Below are 19,673 nucleotides of genomic sequence, written 5' to 3'. Positions count from 1 at the left end.
AAAGGATGTGACACAGCATGCAGATATCCTCTATCTACGACACTGATGCTAAAAAGTGGAAATCGCGGCTAACCGGACTGCTTGAGTTTATAAGAGAGCATGGGGAGCGTCGGATTACAAACCAGGCTTGCAAGGTAATGGCCCGATTAACTCCAGAACAGTTGTCAGAGCCGGGTGTCTCGCTGCTTGTCGCCACCGTACGCGGTCAGAATGGGCGCCAGCTAGCAGGAGTAAGCTTCGTATCCGGTTTCGGTGAAGAGGCTTGTCTCGTTGCCGTACATCCCTTATACCGAAATAGGCATACCGGCACCGCCCTTATGGCCGCCCAGTTAAAGCGTTTAGGCCGTCTGGAATGCAGTGTTGCCAGCGATAATACAGCCAGTCTGAAAATGTGTTTCAATGTTGGTCTTGCCGCAGTGGCGCTTACTAGTGGCCCTACTGGCAAGCCAACTTTATTGATCCGGTCACCACAGAATACCGTCAGTACTACAAACTCTCCACAAGAAGGTGAACTCCTGTGCCAGAGCCCGTCTTAGGCATTCTTACTTTGTATATAAATGAAGCCAAGCAGCTTGAAGAAAAGGCCGTGTACCGGAGAATGATCATTGAGGGCAATCGAATCGGCTTGGATGTTTTTGTGTTTACCCCTATGGATGTCCATCCCAGCAAAGAGCAGATCCATGCCCTTGTCTTTGATCCCAAGAGCGGGAAATGGTCACGCAAATGGCGTTCCTTCCCGAACATGATTTACGACCGTTGCCGTATCCAGCGCAGCGCACGCTTTCAACAGTTGCTTCGTTTCCGTGAACGTTATAAACATTTGCTGTTTCTGAATCGTCCACTGCGCAATAAATGGACCATTCACCAAACATTTTCACAAAAGAGCCGCTTCCGGCCGCATATGCCGGAAACATTACTGTATCACTCCTCTGCGGATCTGCACCGCATGTTAAAACAGAGCCCGGTACTCTATATCAAGCCAGCAAACGGAACAGGTGGACGCGGTATCCTTAGAATTGAGCGGGTAAAGGACAGTAAAGGGGGATTTGATATTCAGGGTCGCCGCCAGGATCGCCGGATTATTCCCCCCCGCAAAGTCTCTGCCTCCCGATTGGAGTCCATCGTGCGACAATGGTGTATTGGTGGACGTTTCCTCGTCCAACAGGGGATTCCACTACGCCTGCCTGGCGGACGTTTCCATGATTATCGCATGCTCGTTCAAAAGAATGGGCAAGGTGTCTGGGAACTAACAGGCATGGCGGCAAGGGTTGGTGCGGCCCGAAGCGTAACCTCCAATCTTCATGGCGGTGGGCACGCCGTTCGAGCGGAAACGCTGCTGAAGGAATGGCTAGGTAGTCAAGATAAGACCGATAAGGTCATGAGAACTGCCGAAAGGTTAGGACTTGATGCCGCTGCCTTCCTGGAAGAAAGTTTCGGAGCCTTATGTGAACTTGCACTGGATCTTGCCATTGATCGAGAAGGAAGAATCTATGTGCTGGAGGTTAATCCAAAGCCTGCCCGTGAAGTGTTCGCCCGATCAGGGGACGGCAACACCTATCGCAAAGCACTAGTGCGCCCTTTGGAATATGCGTTATGGCTATATAATAACAAGGGTGCTCCCACCTCAGCTAAGACAACTGAGGAATAAAAGACACAAAAGCAGCGGCTTCCCAACTTGGGCAACCGCTGCTTTTGTTAAAAGTAAACATTTATAAATTCACTGCTACTATTAGGGATTTATGATTCCGGACTGAATCAGAAGTCTTCTTACTGCAGCGGCTGCCTCGGCGCGAGTAATATTCTCGTTAGGCGCCAGCCGCTCATTTCTACCTACAATGATGCCGGCAGAAAGATTCATTTTCACGTCTTTTTCTGCCCATTTGGCGATCGATTTCGAATCCGTAAAGGACTGAAGCAGCTCTAAATACTGCTCTTCACTGCGGGAAGATACTAGCTTGGTAATTTTCATCGCTCTGCTGACGATGGTCATTGCTTCTTGTCGGGTAATGCTGTTATTCGGTCTGAATGTATCGTCAGGATAACCGGCAATTAGACCATTCTCTATCGCAACTTCCATTTCCCGTTCATACCAGACATGTGCCGGGACATCACTGAAGGATATAGACCGCTCATCATAATTAACAATTCCCAAAGCTCTGACCATCATAGCCGTGAATTCCGCTCTGGTGATTGCGCGCTGCGGCTCATAAACCGTATCGCTCGTGCCATTCGCAACGAGCCTGGAGCCCATAACATTAACATCCTGTTTGCTCCAATGCTTCTCAACATCCTGGAACTCTTCCGGATTCCAGATTAATCCGAAGACTCCGGTCTCGAGGCTGTTAATGCGCGCATAATAACGTCCATTCTCTATAAATACATAAGTAGGCTGATGATAAATCTCGCCGTCCTTGTAGAGAACACCTGTTGTAATCTTCATTCTCTCCGGTACCGGCAACGTATATTCTCCCCAACCTTGACTTGATACGGATCGGGTCTGATTTTTATATGAAGCCTCAACATAGAACTTAACAGGTTGACCTACGGGCAGTACCTGCTGCTTCTTAGCTGCCAGTTTGAATCCATCAATGTAGCTCTGATCGGCTGTGGTTAATCCTACACGAATCACAATGTCTTTCGGATTCATATGTTCTTGTCCAAACAGCTTCTGGATTTTATCCAGACTTACATTACCAGCATTCAGCTTGATAGTACCTAAGTCGGTTTCAACCTTAATCACGCCATCCTGAACCTGCAGTTCCTTCAGTTTCTCGCCAGTCAGTTCAGTACTTCTGGTGTCTGCTGGTACCGGTACAGGAGCAGGGCTGACAACAACCGGGTTGCCGGTGTGCTGAGAGTCGTCCGATTTCTTATCTGCGATTTGAATCATTTGGAAAATACTGAATTTGTCAATCTGGAACTCGACAAAATCCGGTTCACCTTTAGCGTTGTATCCAATCCGGAGAGGAGAATACACTACAATGTCTCCGTCACTATGCTCAACATAGATTCTCAGACTATCCAGGAAGGCATCTCTGGCAACGGAGCTCTGAACAGGAATCTTGTCAGCCAGTTCAGACAGCGGAATCCGGATATTCGTATTGATCCCACTGTAATTGGTCTCAATCCCCCGCGGTATTCCCTGAACTTTAACGGTCTGGTTATTGGCCAGTAAAAGCTTCGTAGTACCGATATTAACAGCGTTCGTCTGGAAGGTCTGCTGTTCCTGCAAATTCCGTACCGGTACGATTCTGAAATACAAGTCTGTACCGGCAGCCTCAAGCTGCTTGATACTTGCTTCATCCAAATGAATGGATGCCAGACTGGTAACGATATCCAACGCAATGTTGCGCCCAGCAAGGGTCAATATGGCCGATGCCGGAATTTCTATGGCAATCTCATCCGCATGTTCAGAAGGATCGTCCACGTGACTTATGGTCAGGCTTCGATTTGCCAGATCTGGATCATTAGGATTCACAGCTTCCACCAAATTAAACATTTGATTGTCGTCCACAATAATTGTATCGATCTTAGTCCCATCCGACATATTGGTTCTTAGAATGTTGATGCCTTGCTGTAACGGTTTACCATCGTTATTAATAGACAACTCGGCCTGTCTGGAGGTCACTTGACGGATAGCTCCGTCCTTTGCCACTCCCAGCGCCTTGACAATCAGCAGATATTTTTTGGTCGCAGTTTTGCCTTTTCTGTTAAAGGTTGCTGTCAGAATGACGTTGGTCTCTTCATTTTTCCGGTTAACCTTGCCTTTAGCTTGATCAGCGTCCTGATCAATTCCGATCACTGACGGTTGATTAGAGGTCCATGTAATATCAGTGCTGTACTTTCCAGTCTGCAGCAGCACGAAGCCTTCAGTTACACTTTCCCAAATGTCACCTTCCGCAAAGACTGCGGCATCGTCTATCTTCAAATTTCTTGCAGCCTCGTCCACTGCTTCTTGATCACTCAGCTTTTTGACGATGACCGTAAACGTCTTGACTCTAGATTCGCCCGGCTTGTCCGGATCGGCAAGCAGCACGGTAAGCAATATTTTTACGTCCTCTTCATCCGGACCTGGTCTGCTGACCCGGCCAGTGTTCGAGATGATGTCAGGATTACTAGATGTCCAGGTCAGTAAGGAACCCGTGTCTCCTTTAGTCGTCAAAAATAAATTTTTCTTTACAGAAGTCTCGGAATCTCCTAGTGCGTATGCAATATTCGCATTAAGTTCATCCTTGGGAAGATCAACCAGGCTTGTTCCCTTAACCGTGATGTAGAAGTCCTTTTTATGAAAGAAGCCATCCTTCGTTACCCGGGCGGTCAATCTGACAATCGTATCCTTCAATGGTCGTTGGATTTCTCCTGTGTTACTGACAATATCGCTTCTATGGCTGGTCCATACTACTTTGGAATCATAGAAGCCATTCGAGATCAGCTGGATATTTTGCGTAACGCTGTTTACCGAATCCGGATGGGTATAGCCAATTCTCAACATACCGATTTCTTCATCCAATTGTTCATTAACATCCGCAATCTTTGCCTTAACAATAAGGATAAACTCTTTCTTAAAAGTCACTTCACCCTTGCTTATCACTGCGGTCAGGGTTACCGTCTGGTCCCCTTCCAGATATCCAGGACGCGTTACCTTGCCGTCTGTGCCGATGACTTCCTTATTTGACGTACTCCAGGTAATGCTGCTGCCGTTGCTGCTTTCCGTCAGCAGTTTCAGCAGCGTCTTCACATCCTCCTGGCGCTCATTATCGGCCCGGATCATCTTCCAGGTCAGCCCTGCCAGGTCTTCGCTTACGGCTTCCCCGTCAGTCATCGGCTGCTTGATGACTGTCACAACGAATTCCTTGGTCTGAACAGCTTTACCCTTGCTTACTGTCGCAGTCAAGGTTACCGTCTGGTCCCCTTCCAGATACCCAGGACGCGTTACCTTGCCGTCTGTGTCAATGACTTTTTTATCCGACGTACTCCAGGTAATGCTGCTGCCGTTACTACCTTTCGTCAGCAGTTCCAGCAGCGTCTTCACGTCCTTCTGGCTTTCATTATCGGCCCGAATCATCTCCCAGGTTAACCGATCTAAATCTTCTGCAACCGACTGTTCATCGGTCCCCGCTTCTTTTTTGACAATAAGAATAAAAGTCTTCGTCTGGACAGAGGAACCGTTCCTGAATTCCGCTGTTAATGTAACCTCTTGATCCCCTTTCTCGAATGAGGGTCTAGTAACAGTACCGTCAGGCGAGATGACCGCTTCATTCGTAGATTTCCAGATAATCTTACTTCCGTAAGTCCCCTTCTCAGTAAGATATACATCCGAGGTGACAGACTCTTGCTGGATATTCTCTTCCCGGATCGTGTTCCAGGTAAGATCAGTCATATCCCGAACAATTAGAGAAGTTGCATCCGGCACCTGCAAATCGAAGTTATTTGAGGTGAGTGATGCTGCAGCGTCAATGACAATGGCAGGATCAACTGTGACCGAAGCAAACGCGGAAGCATCGAATTTCTTCTTTGCCTGCCCCGTAAAATGGACTTCGAGTATAGTGTCACTGATGCGCACCACTGTGAATTCCAGTCCTTCCGGTAGGTTATTGATCGTTACACCAGTGTTAACCTCTTCGGTAAATCTGCCGTTCTTCAGGGTTACCGTCAAGGTCTCCGCGACCGAGCCGTCGCCCGCGTCATGGAGAACATCTGGAGAAGCCGAAATGGACGGCGGAGGAGAACGGAACAGGACCGAGAAGGTAGTTGATGGGATTCCCGCGACCGTCACCTCCGCATTATTTATACTATCCGTGATTTCGTGGCTGTTTGCATGTCCGGCAATAGATAAGGTTATTTGGGTAGGATTGTCAATCGTAATATCGCCTATATCCAGCCCAACCGGCCAATTCACCGCGTATACTGAATCTGCAACGGATGCATCAAAGATGCCGTTCTTGAGCTCCAGGACCAGTGCATCGGCAATGCTGCCATCATTTAGATCGGATTCATAAACAGGGGAGTGAACGACCAGAAAAGGCTCCTTGTCCTTAAAATCAATCTTAAACGTATTAGTGCTTAGAGATGTCGAACTTCCGACAAGCTTATCAGCCGCTACCGTTACGTAGGCATTGTGTACGTCCTCCGTCTCCATTGCGATGCCGTCAAAGCCGATTTGAAGCTCCTTATCAGAGATTCTCTTCAATGTCGCGCTTAGCCCGTCAGGAAGATTTCGAATCTGAATATCCGTTGAACCAATATCCGAAGCAAATTTGCCGCCGGTAACGGACAATAGCAATGTCTCCGAAATCTGTCCGCTGCCGTATACGGCTTCCGAGACAAGGCCTTTATCCAAGCTCAGCATAGCTGGATCAATAAAGGTAAGACCGAAGGTCTTGGTTGTCAAATCAGAGGATGTCCCTATCAGATTCTCTTTGCCGACTGTCACAGACAAGTTATCTACACTAAATTCCTTGCTGTGGTTTACCGCTGCACCGGTCAGCTTGAAGTTAAGCTCGGTATCACTCAGCCGGGTCACCTCAAAGCCCAGTCCGGCGGGCAGGTTGTTGATCCGAATATTGTTCACGTCAATCGGATCGGTAAGAGTAGCTCCAAGGATATTGACCTTTTGGTTGCCCTTCACCGTACCATCATTGGCCTCCGTCTCAGTCAGAGCGCCGCTGCCCTCATCCAGCTCAATTTCTGCGAGAACCTCTTTGAAGTCCCGCTCGTCCAGACTCGTGTAGTAAGTGAAACTCTTGCTCTCACTTGGAGCCAGAGCTCCCGAATCCCAAGTCATCGTGATACCCGCATCAGCCACCACTTCCTGATTTTTAGGCTTCGGACTGTCATACGCCTCAGAGACATAAGGATCTACATTAGAAAATCCGAATACAGATGCCTTGGCCTGCGGATTGCTTGAGTAAAAGAAGATAGGAGCTCTCGAGCCAAATGCTTTATAGAGCGGGTCTGAGTCCGAATTGGTCTTCGCTTCAACGACAGCAACTCCATCCTCCTCTACGGTATGAGTTACTCTATTAGCCGTTACATATGATCCGCCCTGGTCTACCGTATTATCCGGATCCATTGAACGCATATACCTCGCTCCATCCCAGGTCTGGTCGGAGAGATTCTTAATTGTGACGTCATTACGGTAGAACTTGTAATCTTCTTTAAAGCTTATAACCTGCTTAATTTCCATTTTTCCGGCCCATGTTGAGACGATAGTCGCACTCAGGAGCCCTTTATCCTTCTGCGAGGTATTCAATACCGTAGTCGGCATTTGCTTGGTGTTCATCACAGCCGAATTGGATTTCGCATATGTATTTCCACCCACCTTATACCCTACGGCGAACCGTTCCTCAGGCGTCCCAGGCAAATAATAATCCACCGGCAGATCCAGACCAGTGCCATAGCCGTCATGGTCCGCACTCATGCCAAGATTACTTCTACTGCTTGTTCCGCGGAAGTTCGCGGGTTTATTGCCCTCGGTGCCGAAATCGCCCCAGTTGCTGATTCCAAGCTCTATATATTTCCCTCCTAGGAATAGCTCTGTCCCGCCTAATCCGCCATATTCGGCCCTTGCCCCCACTTCATCTGCAGCCGCGTTTACTGTTGCAGGAGCAACAGGAACCATGGACAACACCATAGACAACACCAACATTATCGCAAACAGCTTATGCCTTTTCATTGTTCACTCTCCATTCCTCATAGTCGTTTTACTGCCATCACTTTTCCGATGTATAAATTCGTGCCAATCTTTCAATTTAAGCACTTGCATTCCTCCTTTTAGAGAATGATGTAGTTTCATAAAACCAAATCAATCTCACAAAAAACTCACAAAAACTCGATTGGTGTCGAGATAATTACCAGCAGCACAAAAAAAAAGCAGAGCGAACGATGGCTCGTTGGCGCTCTGCCTGCATAGATCATGAGAACTGCTGAGAGGTTAGGACTGGATGCTGCTGCCTTTGTTTCCCCAACCTCCGCTAAGACTACTGAGGAATAAAAATGATGTTTAAAAACAAACGACCGCCTCTCTGCAGATTGCAGAAAGTGCGGTTGTTGCGTTAGTTAGAAAGATTGATTTTGATTAGCTAAGCCATATTTTACTTTACATATCGGTTTCTGATTGCAAATACGACTGCCTGCGTGCGATCGTCCACCTGAATTTTCTGGAGAATTCGATGAACATGGCTCTTAACCGTACTCTCGCCAATAAAGAGCTTATGAGCAATCTGCTCGTTGCGCAAACCATAAAAATTGAACTCCGGCATGTTGAAGTCCGCCCACAGATGGATTCTGAACTCAACCGGAAGGTATTAAACGATGAGAATGCAAAAAAAAGCCTCCCATTCATGGGCGGCATAATCTACATTTTACCTTGTTTAATCCAAGACCATATTCGGTAAGAGCCAAACAAAGACGCAAATAATAAAAGTGCCAACATGATCAGCCAAATGCCCAACCGATTTATATCCCGGAGCCCATCTACATTTGAGAATACAAATGCACCACAACCCATAAAAAGAACGTACATAAAAACATTAGGAATCATCCAAACAATCCGTAGCTTTATGTTTCTATCCTTCAAACACTTCGCCTCCTTTAGAGTTTCATCTTTATTATACAAAGAATCGATACCTAAATTTAGAAACATTAAAAAAGGGCAAACCTCTACTTACGAGGTTTGCCTTTTTTCGTTTTCCAAATATAAATCGCGATATTCCTATTCGCTAACCGATGCGTTGTCATACAAATCTAACAACTCATCGAAGGAGGTGATAATTACATCGGAGCCCTTCAGCTCATCCTGACGTCCAAAGCCTGCATATGCACAGCCGATGACGGTTTGAGCATTTCCCTTGCCTGCCTCCACATCGGACGAGCGATCACCTACCATCCAGGCACTCTTGATTCCATGATTGTCCAGCAAAATGCGTAGTAATTCTGTCTTCGTCGCAGTGCCTTGACCACCCGCACTATACAATCCTTCAAATAGATCTTTAAGCTCATGCACCACAACTATACTGTGAATGTACTCCTCCAGCCCATTACTGGCCACAAACAGGCGAACTCCACGCTCTTTTAGCGCAGTCAGTGTTTCGACCACCTGAGGATACAGTAACGTCCCTCCTGCTTCAAGCCCTTCGACCTCTAGCTGCAATAGCAGTTCATCTGCACGGCGGTGCACAGCCTCATCCGCTTCAGGCATAACCTTCTTCCAAATGTCTGCCAGCAGCATCCCTAAGCCGCTTAGAATACGCTCTTCCGGCGGTGTCGGTCCTGGATATAGTCCCTCTTCCCGCAAAATATCGAACATTTTATGATATGCAGGTAATAAAAGACTTTCAGTCTGGAACAGTGTTCCATCCATATCAAAAACAATCGCTTCCGGCTTGTTCAACTCCGAGTGAACCGCGTTCAGTTCTGTTCCTTGTACCTCATTACTCATCTGTTGTTCCTCCCCATTCTCTTTTGCTTCAGGTAAGCACATTCATCTGCACGAAATTTCCAGTACAAGCCCTATGATATATGAAATCAGTTCGGAATGTCCATGCTCTCCATATTTCTTGTTGCAGTTTATATTTCAACATGATATATTTCATATTGAAATATAACGAAATGTAATATAAAGGAGAGATATCCATGTCACGTACATTAATCATGCGCTTCCTCAAGCAGCCTGCTACCATCGTCGGGATTATAACTGCACTGTTGTTCCAAGTCTTTTTCAGCTTAATCTGGATTACAGGGTACGATCATGTTACGGATCGGGTAGATCGGTTGCCCATTGCTATCGTGAATGAAGATGGTGCGAATGCTCAGCCTGTAGTCGATGGAATTACCCAGTCCCTTCAGTTCGTAACCAGACAGGACCTTCCACTAAAAGCTGCCAAGGAAGCCCTTGAGCATAGAGAAATCCACATGATTATCAATATTCCACAAGGGTTCACCGGAGCGATTAGTAATCCATCCGGAAAAACTGAACTCCGTTACCTCGTAAATGAATCCAATCCGCAAATGGTTAGCAATGTTATGCAGACTGTAGCACTTAAAGTCACGGCTGCCATGAACACTCAAAGCAGTAATATAGCACTAAACCAAACCCTCGAAGCTATGAAGCTGCCGCAGGCGCACGCAGAGATCATCAAAAGTGCGGCAAGCAGCCGAATCTCCGCAAACGTTGAAGTCATCAACCCCACAACTAATTTTGCACAAACTATGGTTCCCCTAATGATTGTTACTGCCTCCTTTACCGGAGCTATGCTACTCGCCATGAATCTCCAAAAAGCTTCTTCCAACTTATCGGGTCAATTTGGTAAATGGGATCGCTTTGCAGCCCGGTTTGCCATTATGGGTTTAACAGCTGTACTAACATCTCTAGTGGGGACTATCATGGTTAACTCACTCGGTATCCACTCCAACCGTGGCTTTCTGCTCATGTGGCTGTTCGAGTTCACTGTGATTCTCTCCTGCATGATTCTTGCACAGTTCAGTCTGCTGCTACTCGGCGACGCTGGCGCCTGGCTAAACATCGCGCTTCTTTCCATACAAATGTTGGCTTCCGGAGCAACGATTCCTCGTGATGTGCTTTCTCCTTTTTATAGCTGGATCGGTCCCTTCTCACCTGCTTACTACGCGGTAAATGGCATGCTCGACCTAGTTATCGGAGGCAATGGTGTATGGAAAGATATGTTCTATCTACTCTGCATTGGTGTAGCAATAGCTGGATTAAGCATTATCCTAACCTTCATTCGCAAAGAAACTCAGTTATCACAAGAACAAGAGCCCGTACCCGCAAATGCGTAATTATTTAGTTCGCCTCCTCGGTTATGCCTTTTCAAATTGAGAGCGAAATGTAGTTGTGATATGGTAGGAGGTGAAAGAAAGGAGCGGCAACGATTCATGAACATACAAGATGTCATTCTAGGATTATTAAGTGAAAAACCTCAATCGGGTTATGAGATAAAGCGGCATTTCGAAGAATACTTCTCTTTTTTCTTTGATGCTAGCTACGGCACCATCTATCCAACCCTGAGCAAGATGGAAAAGCTAGAGCTAATCACCAAAGAATCCGTACGGCAGGAAGGCAAACCTGACAAAAATATATTTACAATAACCTCTGCCGGCTTAGATCAGTTCCATGCTTACTTGCAAAGACCGGCCGAAAAGGAAGTGCTACGTTCAGACTTTTTTATGCATCTGTATTTCGGAGATAAGACCAATAAAGAGAATGTGGATGCCTTATTACGGCAAGCATTGATAGAGAAGCAGGCTATGTACGACGATCTCCATCAGAAATTGAAGGATCTAGATCCTCATCTGTCCCCTTACGAGAAGCTCTGTATGGAGCTCGGCCTTGTGCAATATGAAGCCTTTATCAAAAAAATTCAAAGTGTGCTGGAGTCTGAATAAGGATAGTGTGGGCAGTAAGTTTCCTATTATTCTAGGGGATTTGCTGCTTTTTTTGTTGTGCTATCATAAAAAAGAACCGGCAGCATGCACAAATTGTGCTTGCTGTACCGGTTCTTTTTTAGCAAAAATGTGTAATCTATCGATTATACTCTGTCAAAGCTGGAAATCAGCTCATCGAGAACATCTTTGCTTACCATTTTACCTTTGAAATTGATGAGGTTCTCTGCGCTTCCGGAGAAGATACAAGTTGGCTCGTATTTTCTCAGAATAATTTTCTCTCCATCTACAAAAATCTCGAGCGGGTCTTTTATGTCAATTCCCATCGTTCTACGTAGTTCAATAGGAATTACGATACGTCCCAATTCATCTACTTTTCTTACTATGCCTGTTGCTTTCATCATCGTACATCCTCCCTTGAAATTACATTAATAATCATTTTTGCTAAAAGCTTATGTAGGCTTCTATGTGATAGTAATGATTACGCTATATCCTAATATTAAAGTGCTATTCTTTCCCTGTCAATTTTATTTCTACAAAATATGATATTTATCGACAATTATTCGACAAAAATATGTACGTTTTCGACAAATTGCTGTAAAGCCATCCAAATTATTGTCTTGAAATTAATAAATATCCAACATTGCGATTACAAATCAGCTTGCGGAGTATCCCAATGGATATCCTCATTTACCCAATACATCAAGTCCGGAAACACTTCGGCGCATATCAGAGCGAATAATTGTTTAATAGAGTTAATACAGACTATTTAGGCTTTATGCATCTACTTTTTTCGACAATCTAATACTCTACTACATTCTGATTTAATATAAGTATTACATATTATTAATAGAAAGATCAAATATTGGATAAATTTAACATAATTAATTGAATTTAATCACAAAAAAACCGACCAGTGATCTCTGGTCGATCTACTATATGCTTATAATTGCTTCTCCGTAACCCTACCATTCGCATCGATAACTGCATTATAAGACAGGGTATTCATTAGCTTTATCGTCTTCTTATTATAAGAATCGTCCATGAAGTTGGGCTGTCCACCAATAATTTTGACCGGCGTAATCTTACTAGTCACCTTGGCCTCGTTAATCTCAAAGTTCACCAGCATCGAGTGAAGTGTCTTCTCTCCACCACGTGTAGAACGATTAAACACAAAATTCCCAAGTGAATAATAGATCGGTTTATTTTTATAGTATTCGATACCCATCAAGCAATGGCTATGTGCGCCGAGTATGATATCTGCACCACTATCAATCATCTGTTTGGCTAGCGTGCGGGCGTATTGTTCAGGGTAATCCTTAAACTCTTCATTCCAGTGAATGTACACAATCGTGTAATCATTCTCCTTAGACATCTTCTGAATAGCCGTAAGCATAGGCTGCGAGGTGTACGCGGAGGCAGCTCCAGGTTTATTGTTGCCGGCATACCAAGAAGGGCCTGAAAGCACTCGGCTTACGCCTAAAATAGCGATCTTCTTCCCCTTTACCGTCTTTGTATACGGTCTGAACGCTTCCTCTACGTCTTTCCCTGCTCCTGTATGGCCAATCTTGTTTCGATCCAGATGCATCAGCGTATCGAGCATGGCGTCCGTTCCGAAATCTAAAATATGATTATTCGCCAAAGATACGCCATCAATTCCAGCATAGGTTATGCCACCAAGCACTGCTGGTTTGGACCTAAAGGCAAAGGTCTTCTCTGCCGCTTCCCCTCGAACAGACACTGGCGTTTCAAGATTAGCGAAGGCGATATCTGCCTTTTGCAGGGTAGATGCGACTTTCGCAAACGGAAAATTCACTCCGTATTTAGCGATCTGATCACCCACAAAACCGTCCAAAAGAATATCACCAGCAAAAGCAAGCTTGATAGGTTCTGACGAAGGCGAAGCTGCACTAGATGCAATCGTCGAAGGGAGGATCAGTGATAATAGAAGTGTAGTAAGTAGCATGCTGCGCAGTACATTCGACCCTAATCTCAAAAAATACAGCCTCCTATCCTCAGCATGTGATCTATTTAGCTATTGTTCTAGCATACTGGAAATAGATTACTAATTTAAGGGTAAGAAGACCTGTTATCCCTTTGATTTTTTCAAAACAGCTCTGAAGCAATTTAACCCACCCCACAAATCTGTATATACAGCATCCGCAGGCAACTCAAAATCGGTCTCCCCCCAATACTGAAATCCAGCTTGCAGCAACAAATCATTCATAAGATTTAGGTTTACCGTTGGATAATCAAACGTTAGCACGAGCAGACCTTCTTCATTCAACGTTCGGTGAAATTCCCGTAAAGTGCCCACCGTATCCTCCAAGGTCAAATGCTCCAGTACCGATATGCAAAAAATAGTGTCAAAGCTCTCATCCTCATAAGGCAGATCCGCAAGATTGGCTTGAGCTAGATGTAAGTTGTCAGTTCTTCTCGCTATAACCTGCTTCGCCGCTTTTTCCCCGATCTCATCTGTAATCGCATCTAGGATGGCCTCCCGGTAAATAACCCTGCTGTCCATATCGCAAGCATAGACCTCTGCACAAACCCCTGCTAAATAAAATTTCAAGGGATGAGGAATTCCACAAGCTGCATCCAGCACCACACCATGTGGAGAAATAAAGTTAATACACCACTCATATTCAAAGGGACGGCTCCACCAGGATTCTGGCAAATCATAAATTAACTTCTCACGACTTGCATCTGAGTTTACAAAAAAACGAGAGACAAAGGGATGTGTTGGCATGGCCAGGACTCCTTTTTCAACGGAATTTTAGGTAGTGAGAGTATATTCATGATTTGCTGATTCATTCCATAACCTTACATTGAGCGAGTCAAACCTAAAAAAAACGGCTGCTCCCTTAGGAACAGACCGTCTTAAATATTAACCGTATAAACCTTATGAGTAAAAGGAAAGAGGCTTGGCCTCAATGCCGTGTTTCTCGATCAAATGATCTAGTAAAGCAGACCATTCCGCATCGACCGTGCATTGATCAGGATGAGCCTCGAACCAAGCAATCGACTGCTTTATCCCTTCAGAGAAAGGAACGGTAGCCTGGAAGTCAGGCACGAGACGTTTGATTTTACGATTGTCAAAAACACTGCTGACCGCTTGATCGCCGATCAAGCCATCCGCCGTCCCTAGAGGGGAGAAGGCTGTGATAAAGTCTGTAGAGATATGAACCACTTTCGGCTCCACCCCTGCTGCTTGCCCGATAGCCGCATAGATCTGATTCCAGTTCAATACCTCATCGGAAGTAATATGAATAGCCTCCCCAATCGCCTCTGGATGCCCTAGCAATCCGACGAAGCCTTTGGCAAAATCCGAATTATGCGTCAGTGTCCACAAAGATGCACCATCTCCATGTATGACTAGAGGCAACCCGCGTCGTATGCGATCGATCAGGGACCAAGGATGCTGTCCACTCGTGAGTGCCGCAGGGATGGCTGTATTTCCGTAGGTATGGGAAGGACGAACAATTGTAGCAGGGAATCCGCTGGACTTGTGAGCCTCTAGCAATAGCTGCTCGCAGGCAATTTTATTCCTCGAATATTCCCAATAAGGGTTCTCTAGCGGTGTCTCTTCTGTGATTACATAATTACGCTGTGGCTTCTGATAAGCCGAGGCCGAGCTGATAAAAATGTACTGCTTCGTTTTACCAGTGAACAGATCAATGTCTGTCTGCACATGTTCCGGTGTAAAAGCAATCCAGTCCACCACTACGTCAAATTCGTAATCTCGCAATACTTCCGCAGCCTCTGCCGGATTACGAATGTCTCCACGAATCACCTTCGCCCCTTCCGGCACGAATTCATCACGCTGTCCTCTGTTGAACAAATACAAATCGATTCCTTGTTCTACGGCCAACGGGGATACAGCCTGACTAATTAATCCCGTACCTCCGATAAATAATACCTTCATTTCACACGCTCCTTATAGAGGATGTTCAAAAAGTCCGCTTTTGATCACGAAGGATCACAAGAAGCGTACTCGACATCGAATATTGAATTCAGGCGAAACTTCCGGTGCTCACGTAGCTAACACTAAGCTCCGCTCCTCAGTTTCTATCTTCATCCAATCTTCTCGTTGCTGAAAACCGTACTTTTTGAACTCTCATTTATAGTAAAAGTAAATCTCGCTCGTTATTTATTCGTTAACGTAATCCCGCCATAAGTGCTTTGGCTGCCATTTCAGCAGCTTCTTAGCCTTTGCATTGCTGAGTAGCGACTCATGACCCTCCAGCGGCTGGCGGAAATCCGTCACCTCCGGATAACGTGCAGCCATTAGCTCTCTGCTAGGTACAGCCATGCTGGTCTCATCTGCACATATGTTAAGAGCCACCGCGCCCAATCCGTCCGTTTCAATCGCCAATTGGCAAGCACTAGCTACATCCCGTGTATCAATATAACTCCACAAAATCCGATCGCGCTGCGCGGGATCATGAATAAAGGAAGGGAATCTTTCATACGCCGATGGATCAATGACATTTCCGATTCTTAGGGAAACGACCTGTATACCCGTTCTGCGCTGGAACATCTCTGCTGTCTGCTCATTTACAACCTTAGACAGGCCGTAGCTGTCTTCGGGCAATTGTGGGTGAGCCTCATCCATAGGTACATACTGAGGTCCCAACGGGTTAACCGCAAAACAGATGCCATAAGAGGATTCACTGGAAGCAATAACTGCTTTGCGAATTCCGAGCCCGGCAGCAGCCTCCAGAATATTGTAGGTGGATACTACATTATTTTGAAAGGTGACTTCACTCGTCTTTATATTTGCGGCTGGAATCGCAGCCAAATGCACTACTGCGTCAGCGCCTGCAAGTACGCCATACACCTCTCCTAAATTATTCAAATCAGCAATGATCGTTTGGCACAAGGAATCTGGAGATTTTTGCGTATCCACATTCACAACCTCATACCCTTGCTCTACAAAATGCCGGACCACCCATCTACCGAGCATCCCGCTTCCGCCTGTAACAACTACTTTCGCCATGATCATATCTCCTTTTTATGAATCTATCTCTAGTTAAGAATCTCTTCAATTTTCTTCAAAATATCCTCGGAAAGCTCTATTCCTGAAGCCTTAACATTCTCTTCAACTTGCTGTGGATTGCTGGCGCCTACTAGCGCACTAGACACATTAGGCTGACGCAAAATCCAAGCCAAAGCCAGATTTCCCACAGAAATATTCAGCTCCGCAGCTACCCCGCTCAGTTGGCGAACCTTTTCAATCTTCTCTTCTGTTATCGCCTTTTTCAACCGATCTAGCTTAGCCGCACGGCTATCTTCAGGGATGTCCACGTTATACTTACCAGTTAACAGCCCTTGAGCCAGTGGAGAAAAAACAACCTGTCAAATGCCACGGCGCTCGCCGAGCGGAATAATTTCTTTTTCAATATAACGTTCGAACATATTATAAATCGGTTGGTTAACCACAATATGATCTAGCAAATAGCGGTCCGCTACAGCTAACGCATCCGTCATTTGCGCCGCTGTCCACTCACTTACACCGACATAATATACCTTGCCTTGACGAACCAGATCATCCAGCACACGTAAGGTCTCTTCAATTGGAGTTTCTGGATCAAAACGGTGGCAATACATTATATCCACGTATTCGACACCAAGACGCTTCAAGCTAGCATGACATTGTTCAGTAATATGCTTGCGGGAAAGACCACGATCGTTAGGACCCGTCCCCATTTCGCCAAATACTTTAGTTGCGAGCACATAGGATTCTCTCGGATAGTTCCGCAAGGTCTCACCTAGCACTTTCTCAGCAGCGCCCTTTTCGTAAACATTTGCCGTATCAAAAAAATTCACGCCTAGGTCGTAAGCGGTTTCAATGGCTTTAACAGCATTATCTCTTTCTACGTATCCTCCGTATGTCAGCCAGCTTCCCAGACTAATCTCGCTAACTTTTAGACCTGTTCCACCTAGTCTACGATATTTCATAATTACTGCTCCCTTCCATAGTTCCGTATTATGATTTCGGCAGATTGCCTAACGCACATATTCATTCTAGAATAGTTTGTATATAATAGGAAGAAGTGAAATTTAGTTTACTATATGATCTCTAGAGTAGTTACTATACAAGAGTATAGTGACACCAAAACAGGAGGAGATTCCTTGACAACAGCTAAATCTAGCAATAATTATATCCCTAAAACCCCACTTACTATTGAGTGTAATGTAGAAAAAACACTTGAGGTATTGGGCGGAAAATGGGCTTTTCTCGTACTAAGAGAGTTATTCGACGGCACCCAACGCTTTGGAGCGCTTCAGCGAAAAATCACTAATGTTAGCCCCCGCGCGTTGACTAGTACTCTTCGCCATTTAGAAGAACACGGTGTACTAGAACGCCATGTATTTCCTACCGTACCGGTAACAGTGGAATATTCTTTAACTCCAAAAGGTGAGGATTTGCATCAAATTTTGAAGGAAATGAAGCTGTGGTCAGCCAAATGGACGTAGCATAAATAGTTGGTTGTAAAATGATCAAAATAGACCCGGGATATTCCTTCCCGGGTCTTCTTTGTTTTACTATAAGATTAATATTTATCCACAATCGCTCCGAGAACTGCGGTATTTACATATGCCTTTCCTTTAAGGCTTTGCAGCTCCTTAGCAGTTCCTGTAACCACGACTCCAAATAGCTGTACGTCACTAGCATCCGGCGCTGCTTTATCCTTTTTCAAATAATTCGAGATTCGCTCAAATTCTCCGTAATACTTGCCCTCTTTCTGAAGACCATATGCTAGTGATTGTAAAAAATCCTCTGGCTTCGGTTTAAATAGCCCTTCCCATTTGACACCGTAACCGTATACTTGTCTTGCTGATTCCGGTAAGGCATATTTATTCGGGCTGCTGTCATTCGTAATAAACTCAAGCTTCTTTTTATTGTCATACGTATCTACCCAATACCATGTCTGTGTCAGCTCTGCGGGCAGCATTTTTTCAACTTCGGCCTGCGTATAGCTTTTATCAAACGAAACTGCCATCTCTACCAGCTTACCAGGTTCCATTTCTTCAAGTGCAGGTAGGTCATTCAGTACTTTTCCGTTATAATTCACCCCAGGTACATAGAACACCATTTCTCGCTGTCCATTCTGACTGTTATATCCTCGGTAGTATTCATAATTTTGGCTTGTCATTACTGGGTCAGGAACATTTATACTAGAGTATCCCCTATTAAGCAGAGAAAAGCGGCTGCTCATACTAAAATCCAGCTTTTTAGTATCCCACACGATGGGCACACCCTCAACAACCTTGTAAGTACTAAGTTCAACTTTGCCCGATAAAAATCCTAGATCCAGGTCAGTTCTCAACTCATGAAGGTTGGGACTGCTAATTTCCATCATGATCCTCTCCTCATTCAGACCACGCATTGCTAACCAGCTTGTCAGATGGGCGTTGCCGAGCATCCCGCCGAACAATACTATAATAGTCACAACCAGAGAAATGATCGTATTTCGAAACATTGCTTTTCGTTTTGCTTTCTTAATTACTTTTGAAAGGTTCTGATCATCCTTTTGATCCCATGGAGCTGTCATTCCGCTTCACCTCTGTACTTTTTTTGAAATTGCTTGCGGGCACGAAATAATGCCGATTTTACTGTATCTGTCGTGATCCCGAGGAGCTCTGCTATCTCCTGATAGGACAACTCCAGCTCATACTTCATGATAATGAGTTGTTTATGGAGCGGAAGAAGTTCATCCAATACTCGCTCGATGTCTTCTCGTTTCTCTTTTAACAGCACATGATCCTCCGGCAGTTCCATATCTGGCACATCCACATAGTCAATAGGAATGACTATCCGCTTGCTGCGGCGGCACAGATCATAGTAACGATTAATCGCTACTTTATATAGCCATGCACTGAATTTGTTCTCATCAATAGAATCGATATACAAAAGAGCCTTGTACACCGTATCCTGTACGATATCCTCAGCGTCGGCTGCAGGTGCCCCTAGACGAATCAAGTATTTTTGAATCTCTAGCATTTTTGGTTGAAGTATCTGATGTAGCTGCCCGGGCTTCATCCTGCACCTCCCTTCGTATGTATAACGGTGAAGTTCTTGGAAAGTTAGCTGATAGGAGAAAAAACTTATAAAGAAAAAGTTTCGCAAAAAAATCCCCTTACTGCTAACAGTATAAAGATACCGTACAGCGTAAGGGGTGCTTTTAAAAAAATATTATTTAATCACTTATAGAAGATTCATTAATACTAATAACATACACCTTCAGAAATACCAAATCCGTATCAAA

15 protein-coding genes and 2 pseudogenes are annotated in these 19,673 nt (G+C 45.1%); 5 read left to right on the top strand and 12 right to left on the bottom strand.

Annotation, left to right across the window (positions count from 1 at the left end):
* The first annotated feature begins 17 nt into the window (after positions 1–17).
* Both QNH28_RS08930 and QNH28_RS08925 read left to right on the top strand, forming a co-directional pair.
* Positions 18–536 (top strand): GNAT family N-acetyltransferase, encoded by a 519-nt coding sequence (locus tag QNH28_RS08930; RefSeq protein ID WP_076283330.1) that lies wholly within the window; start codon positions 18–20, stop codon positions 534–536.
* Complete coding sequence (locus tag QNH28_RS08925) at positions 518–1,648, top strand: YheC/YheD family endospore coat-associated protein (protein ID WP_283911050.1); 1,131 nt, start codon at positions 518–520, stop codon at positions 1,646–1,648. Before QNH28_RS08930 ends, QNH28_RS08925 begins: the two co-directional genes overlap by 19 nt.
* Positions 1,649–1,729: 81 nt before the next feature.
* Here the strand turns inward: QNH28_RS08925 and QNH28_RS08920 are convergent, their stop codons facing one another.
* From QNH28_RS08920 to QNH28_RS08905, 4 genes and pseudogenes are all read right to left on the bottom strand, one after another.
* A complete protein-coding gene (locus QNH28_RS08920; protein WP_283911049.1) occupies positions 1,730–7,675 on the bottom strand; it encodes an S-layer homology domain-containing protein in 5,946 nt (1,981 codons plus the stop codon).
* Positions 7,676–8,093: 418 nt separating this feature from the next.
* Positions 8,094–8,243 (bottom strand): annotated as a pseudogene (locus QNH28_RS08915) (response regulator transcription factor); the annotation flags it as partial.
* A 113-nt stretch (positions 8,244–8,356) separates the two neighbouring features.
* Entirely contained in the window at positions 8,357–8,578 is a 222-nt protein-coding gene (locus tag QNH28_RS08910) for a hypothetical protein (protein ID WP_283911048.1), read from the bottom strand.
* Positions 8,579–8,713: 135 nt separating this feature from the next.
* Positions 8,714–9,439, bottom strand: coding sequence for an HAD family hydrolase (locus QNH28_RS08905; RefSeq protein WP_283911047.1), 726 nt, complete (start codon positions 9,437–9,439; stop codon positions 8,714–8,716).
* Positions 9,440–9,633: 194 nt separating this feature from the next.
* Between QNH28_RS08905 and QNH28_RS08900 the strand changes: the two genes are divergently transcribed.
* Both QNH28_RS08900 and QNH28_RS08895 read left to right on the top strand, forming a co-directional pair.
* Positions 9,634–10,797 carry a YhgE/Pip domain-containing protein gene (locus QNH28_RS08900; RefSeq protein ID WP_283911046.1) on the top strand — a complete coding sequence of 388 codons (1,164 nt, stop codon included), beginning with the start codon at positions 9,634–9,636 and terminating at the stop codon, positions 10,795–10,797.
* Positions 10,798–10,893: 96 nt separating this feature from the next.
* Positions 10,894–11,403: a PadR family transcriptional regulator gene (locus tag QNH28_RS08895; protein ID WP_283911045.1), complete on the top strand. Its 510-nt coding sequence runs from the start codon at positions 10,894–10,896 to the stop codon at positions 11,401–11,403.
* 143 nt (positions 11,404–11,546) lie between these two features.
* Here the strand turns inward: QNH28_RS08895 and QNH28_RS08890 are convergent, their stop codons facing one another.
* The 6 genes and pseudogenes from QNH28_RS08890 to QNH28_RS08865 all read right to left on the bottom strand — a co-directional run bounded on the left by QNH28_RS08890 (position 11,547) and on the right by QNH28_RS08865 (position 17,361).
* The gene (locus QNH28_RS08890) at positions 11,547–11,804 is read right to left on the bottom strand and encodes an AbrB/MazE/SpoVT family DNA-binding domain-containing protein (RefSeq protein WP_042125931.1); all 258 of its coding nucleotides are present in this window, start codon (positions 11,802–11,804) and stop codon (positions 11,547–11,549) included.
* Positions 11,805–12,343: 539 nt separating this feature from the next.
* Positions 12,344–13,366 carry a CapA family protein gene (locus QNH28_RS08885; RefSeq protein WP_481858382.1) on the bottom strand — a complete coding sequence of 341 codons (1,023 nt, stop codon included), beginning with the start codon at positions 13,364–13,366 and terminating at the stop codon, positions 12,344–12,346.
* A 123-nt stretch (positions 13,367–13,489) separates the two neighbouring features.
* Positions 13,490–14,149 (bottom strand): class I SAM-dependent methyltransferase, encoded by a 660-nt coding sequence (locus QNH28_RS08880; protein WP_283911043.1) that lies wholly within the window; start codon positions 14,147–14,149, stop codon positions 13,490–13,492.
* A 153-nt stretch (positions 14,150–14,302) separates the two neighbouring features.
* On the bottom strand, positions 14,303–15,325 hold the full coding sequence (locus QNH28_RS08875) for an SDR family oxidoreductase (RefSeq protein ID WP_283911042.1): 1,023 nt from the start codon (positions 15,323–15,325) through the stop codon (positions 14,303–14,305).
* 225 nt (positions 15,326–15,550) lie between these two features.
* Positions 15,551–16,399: an NAD-dependent epimerase/dehydratase family protein gene (locus tag QNH28_RS08870; RefSeq protein WP_283911041.1), complete on the bottom strand. Its 849-nt coding sequence runs from the start codon at positions 16,397–16,399 to the stop codon at positions 15,551–15,553.
* 29 nt (positions 16,400–16,428) lie between these two features.
* A pseudogene (locus tag QNH28_RS08865) lies at positions 16,429–17,361 on the bottom strand (aldo/keto reductase family protein).
* 174 nt (positions 17,362–17,535) lie between these two features.
* On the opposite strand from QNH28_RS08865, the gene QNH28_RS08860 reads away from it, so the two are divergent.
* Positions 17,536–17,880 carry a winged helix-turn-helix transcriptional regulator gene (locus QNH28_RS08860; protein WP_042186450.1) on the top strand — a complete coding sequence of 115 codons (345 nt, stop codon included), beginning with the start codon at positions 17,536–17,538 and terminating at the stop codon, positions 17,878–17,880.
* A gap of 77 nt (positions 17,881–17,957) precedes the next feature.
* On the opposite strand, the gene QNH28_RS08855 is transcribed toward QNH28_RS08860, so the two are convergent.
* A complete protein-coding gene (locus QNH28_RS08855; protein ID WP_283911040.1) occupies positions 17,958–18,959 on the bottom strand; it encodes an anti-sigma factor in 1,002 nt (333 codons plus the stop codon).
* The gene (locus QNH28_RS08850; protein ID WP_042186445.1) at positions 18,956–19,447 is read right to left on the bottom strand and encodes an RNA polymerase sigma factor; all 492 of its coding nucleotides are present in this window, start codon (positions 19,445–19,447) and stop codon (positions 18,956–18,958) included. Before QNH28_RS08850 ends, QNH28_RS08855 begins: the two co-directional genes overlap by 4 nt.
* Between the last annotated feature and the right edge of the window lie 226 nt (positions 19,448–19,673).

This window comes from Paenibacillus sp. G2S3, from assembly GCF_030123105.1.
Classification (GTDB): Bacteria; Bacillota; Bacilli; order Paenibacillales; family Paenibacillaceae; genus Paenibacillus_AQ.
The sequence above is the reverse complement of the archived record's forward strand: the minus strand, read 5'-3'. Positions and strand labels throughout refer to the sequence as shown.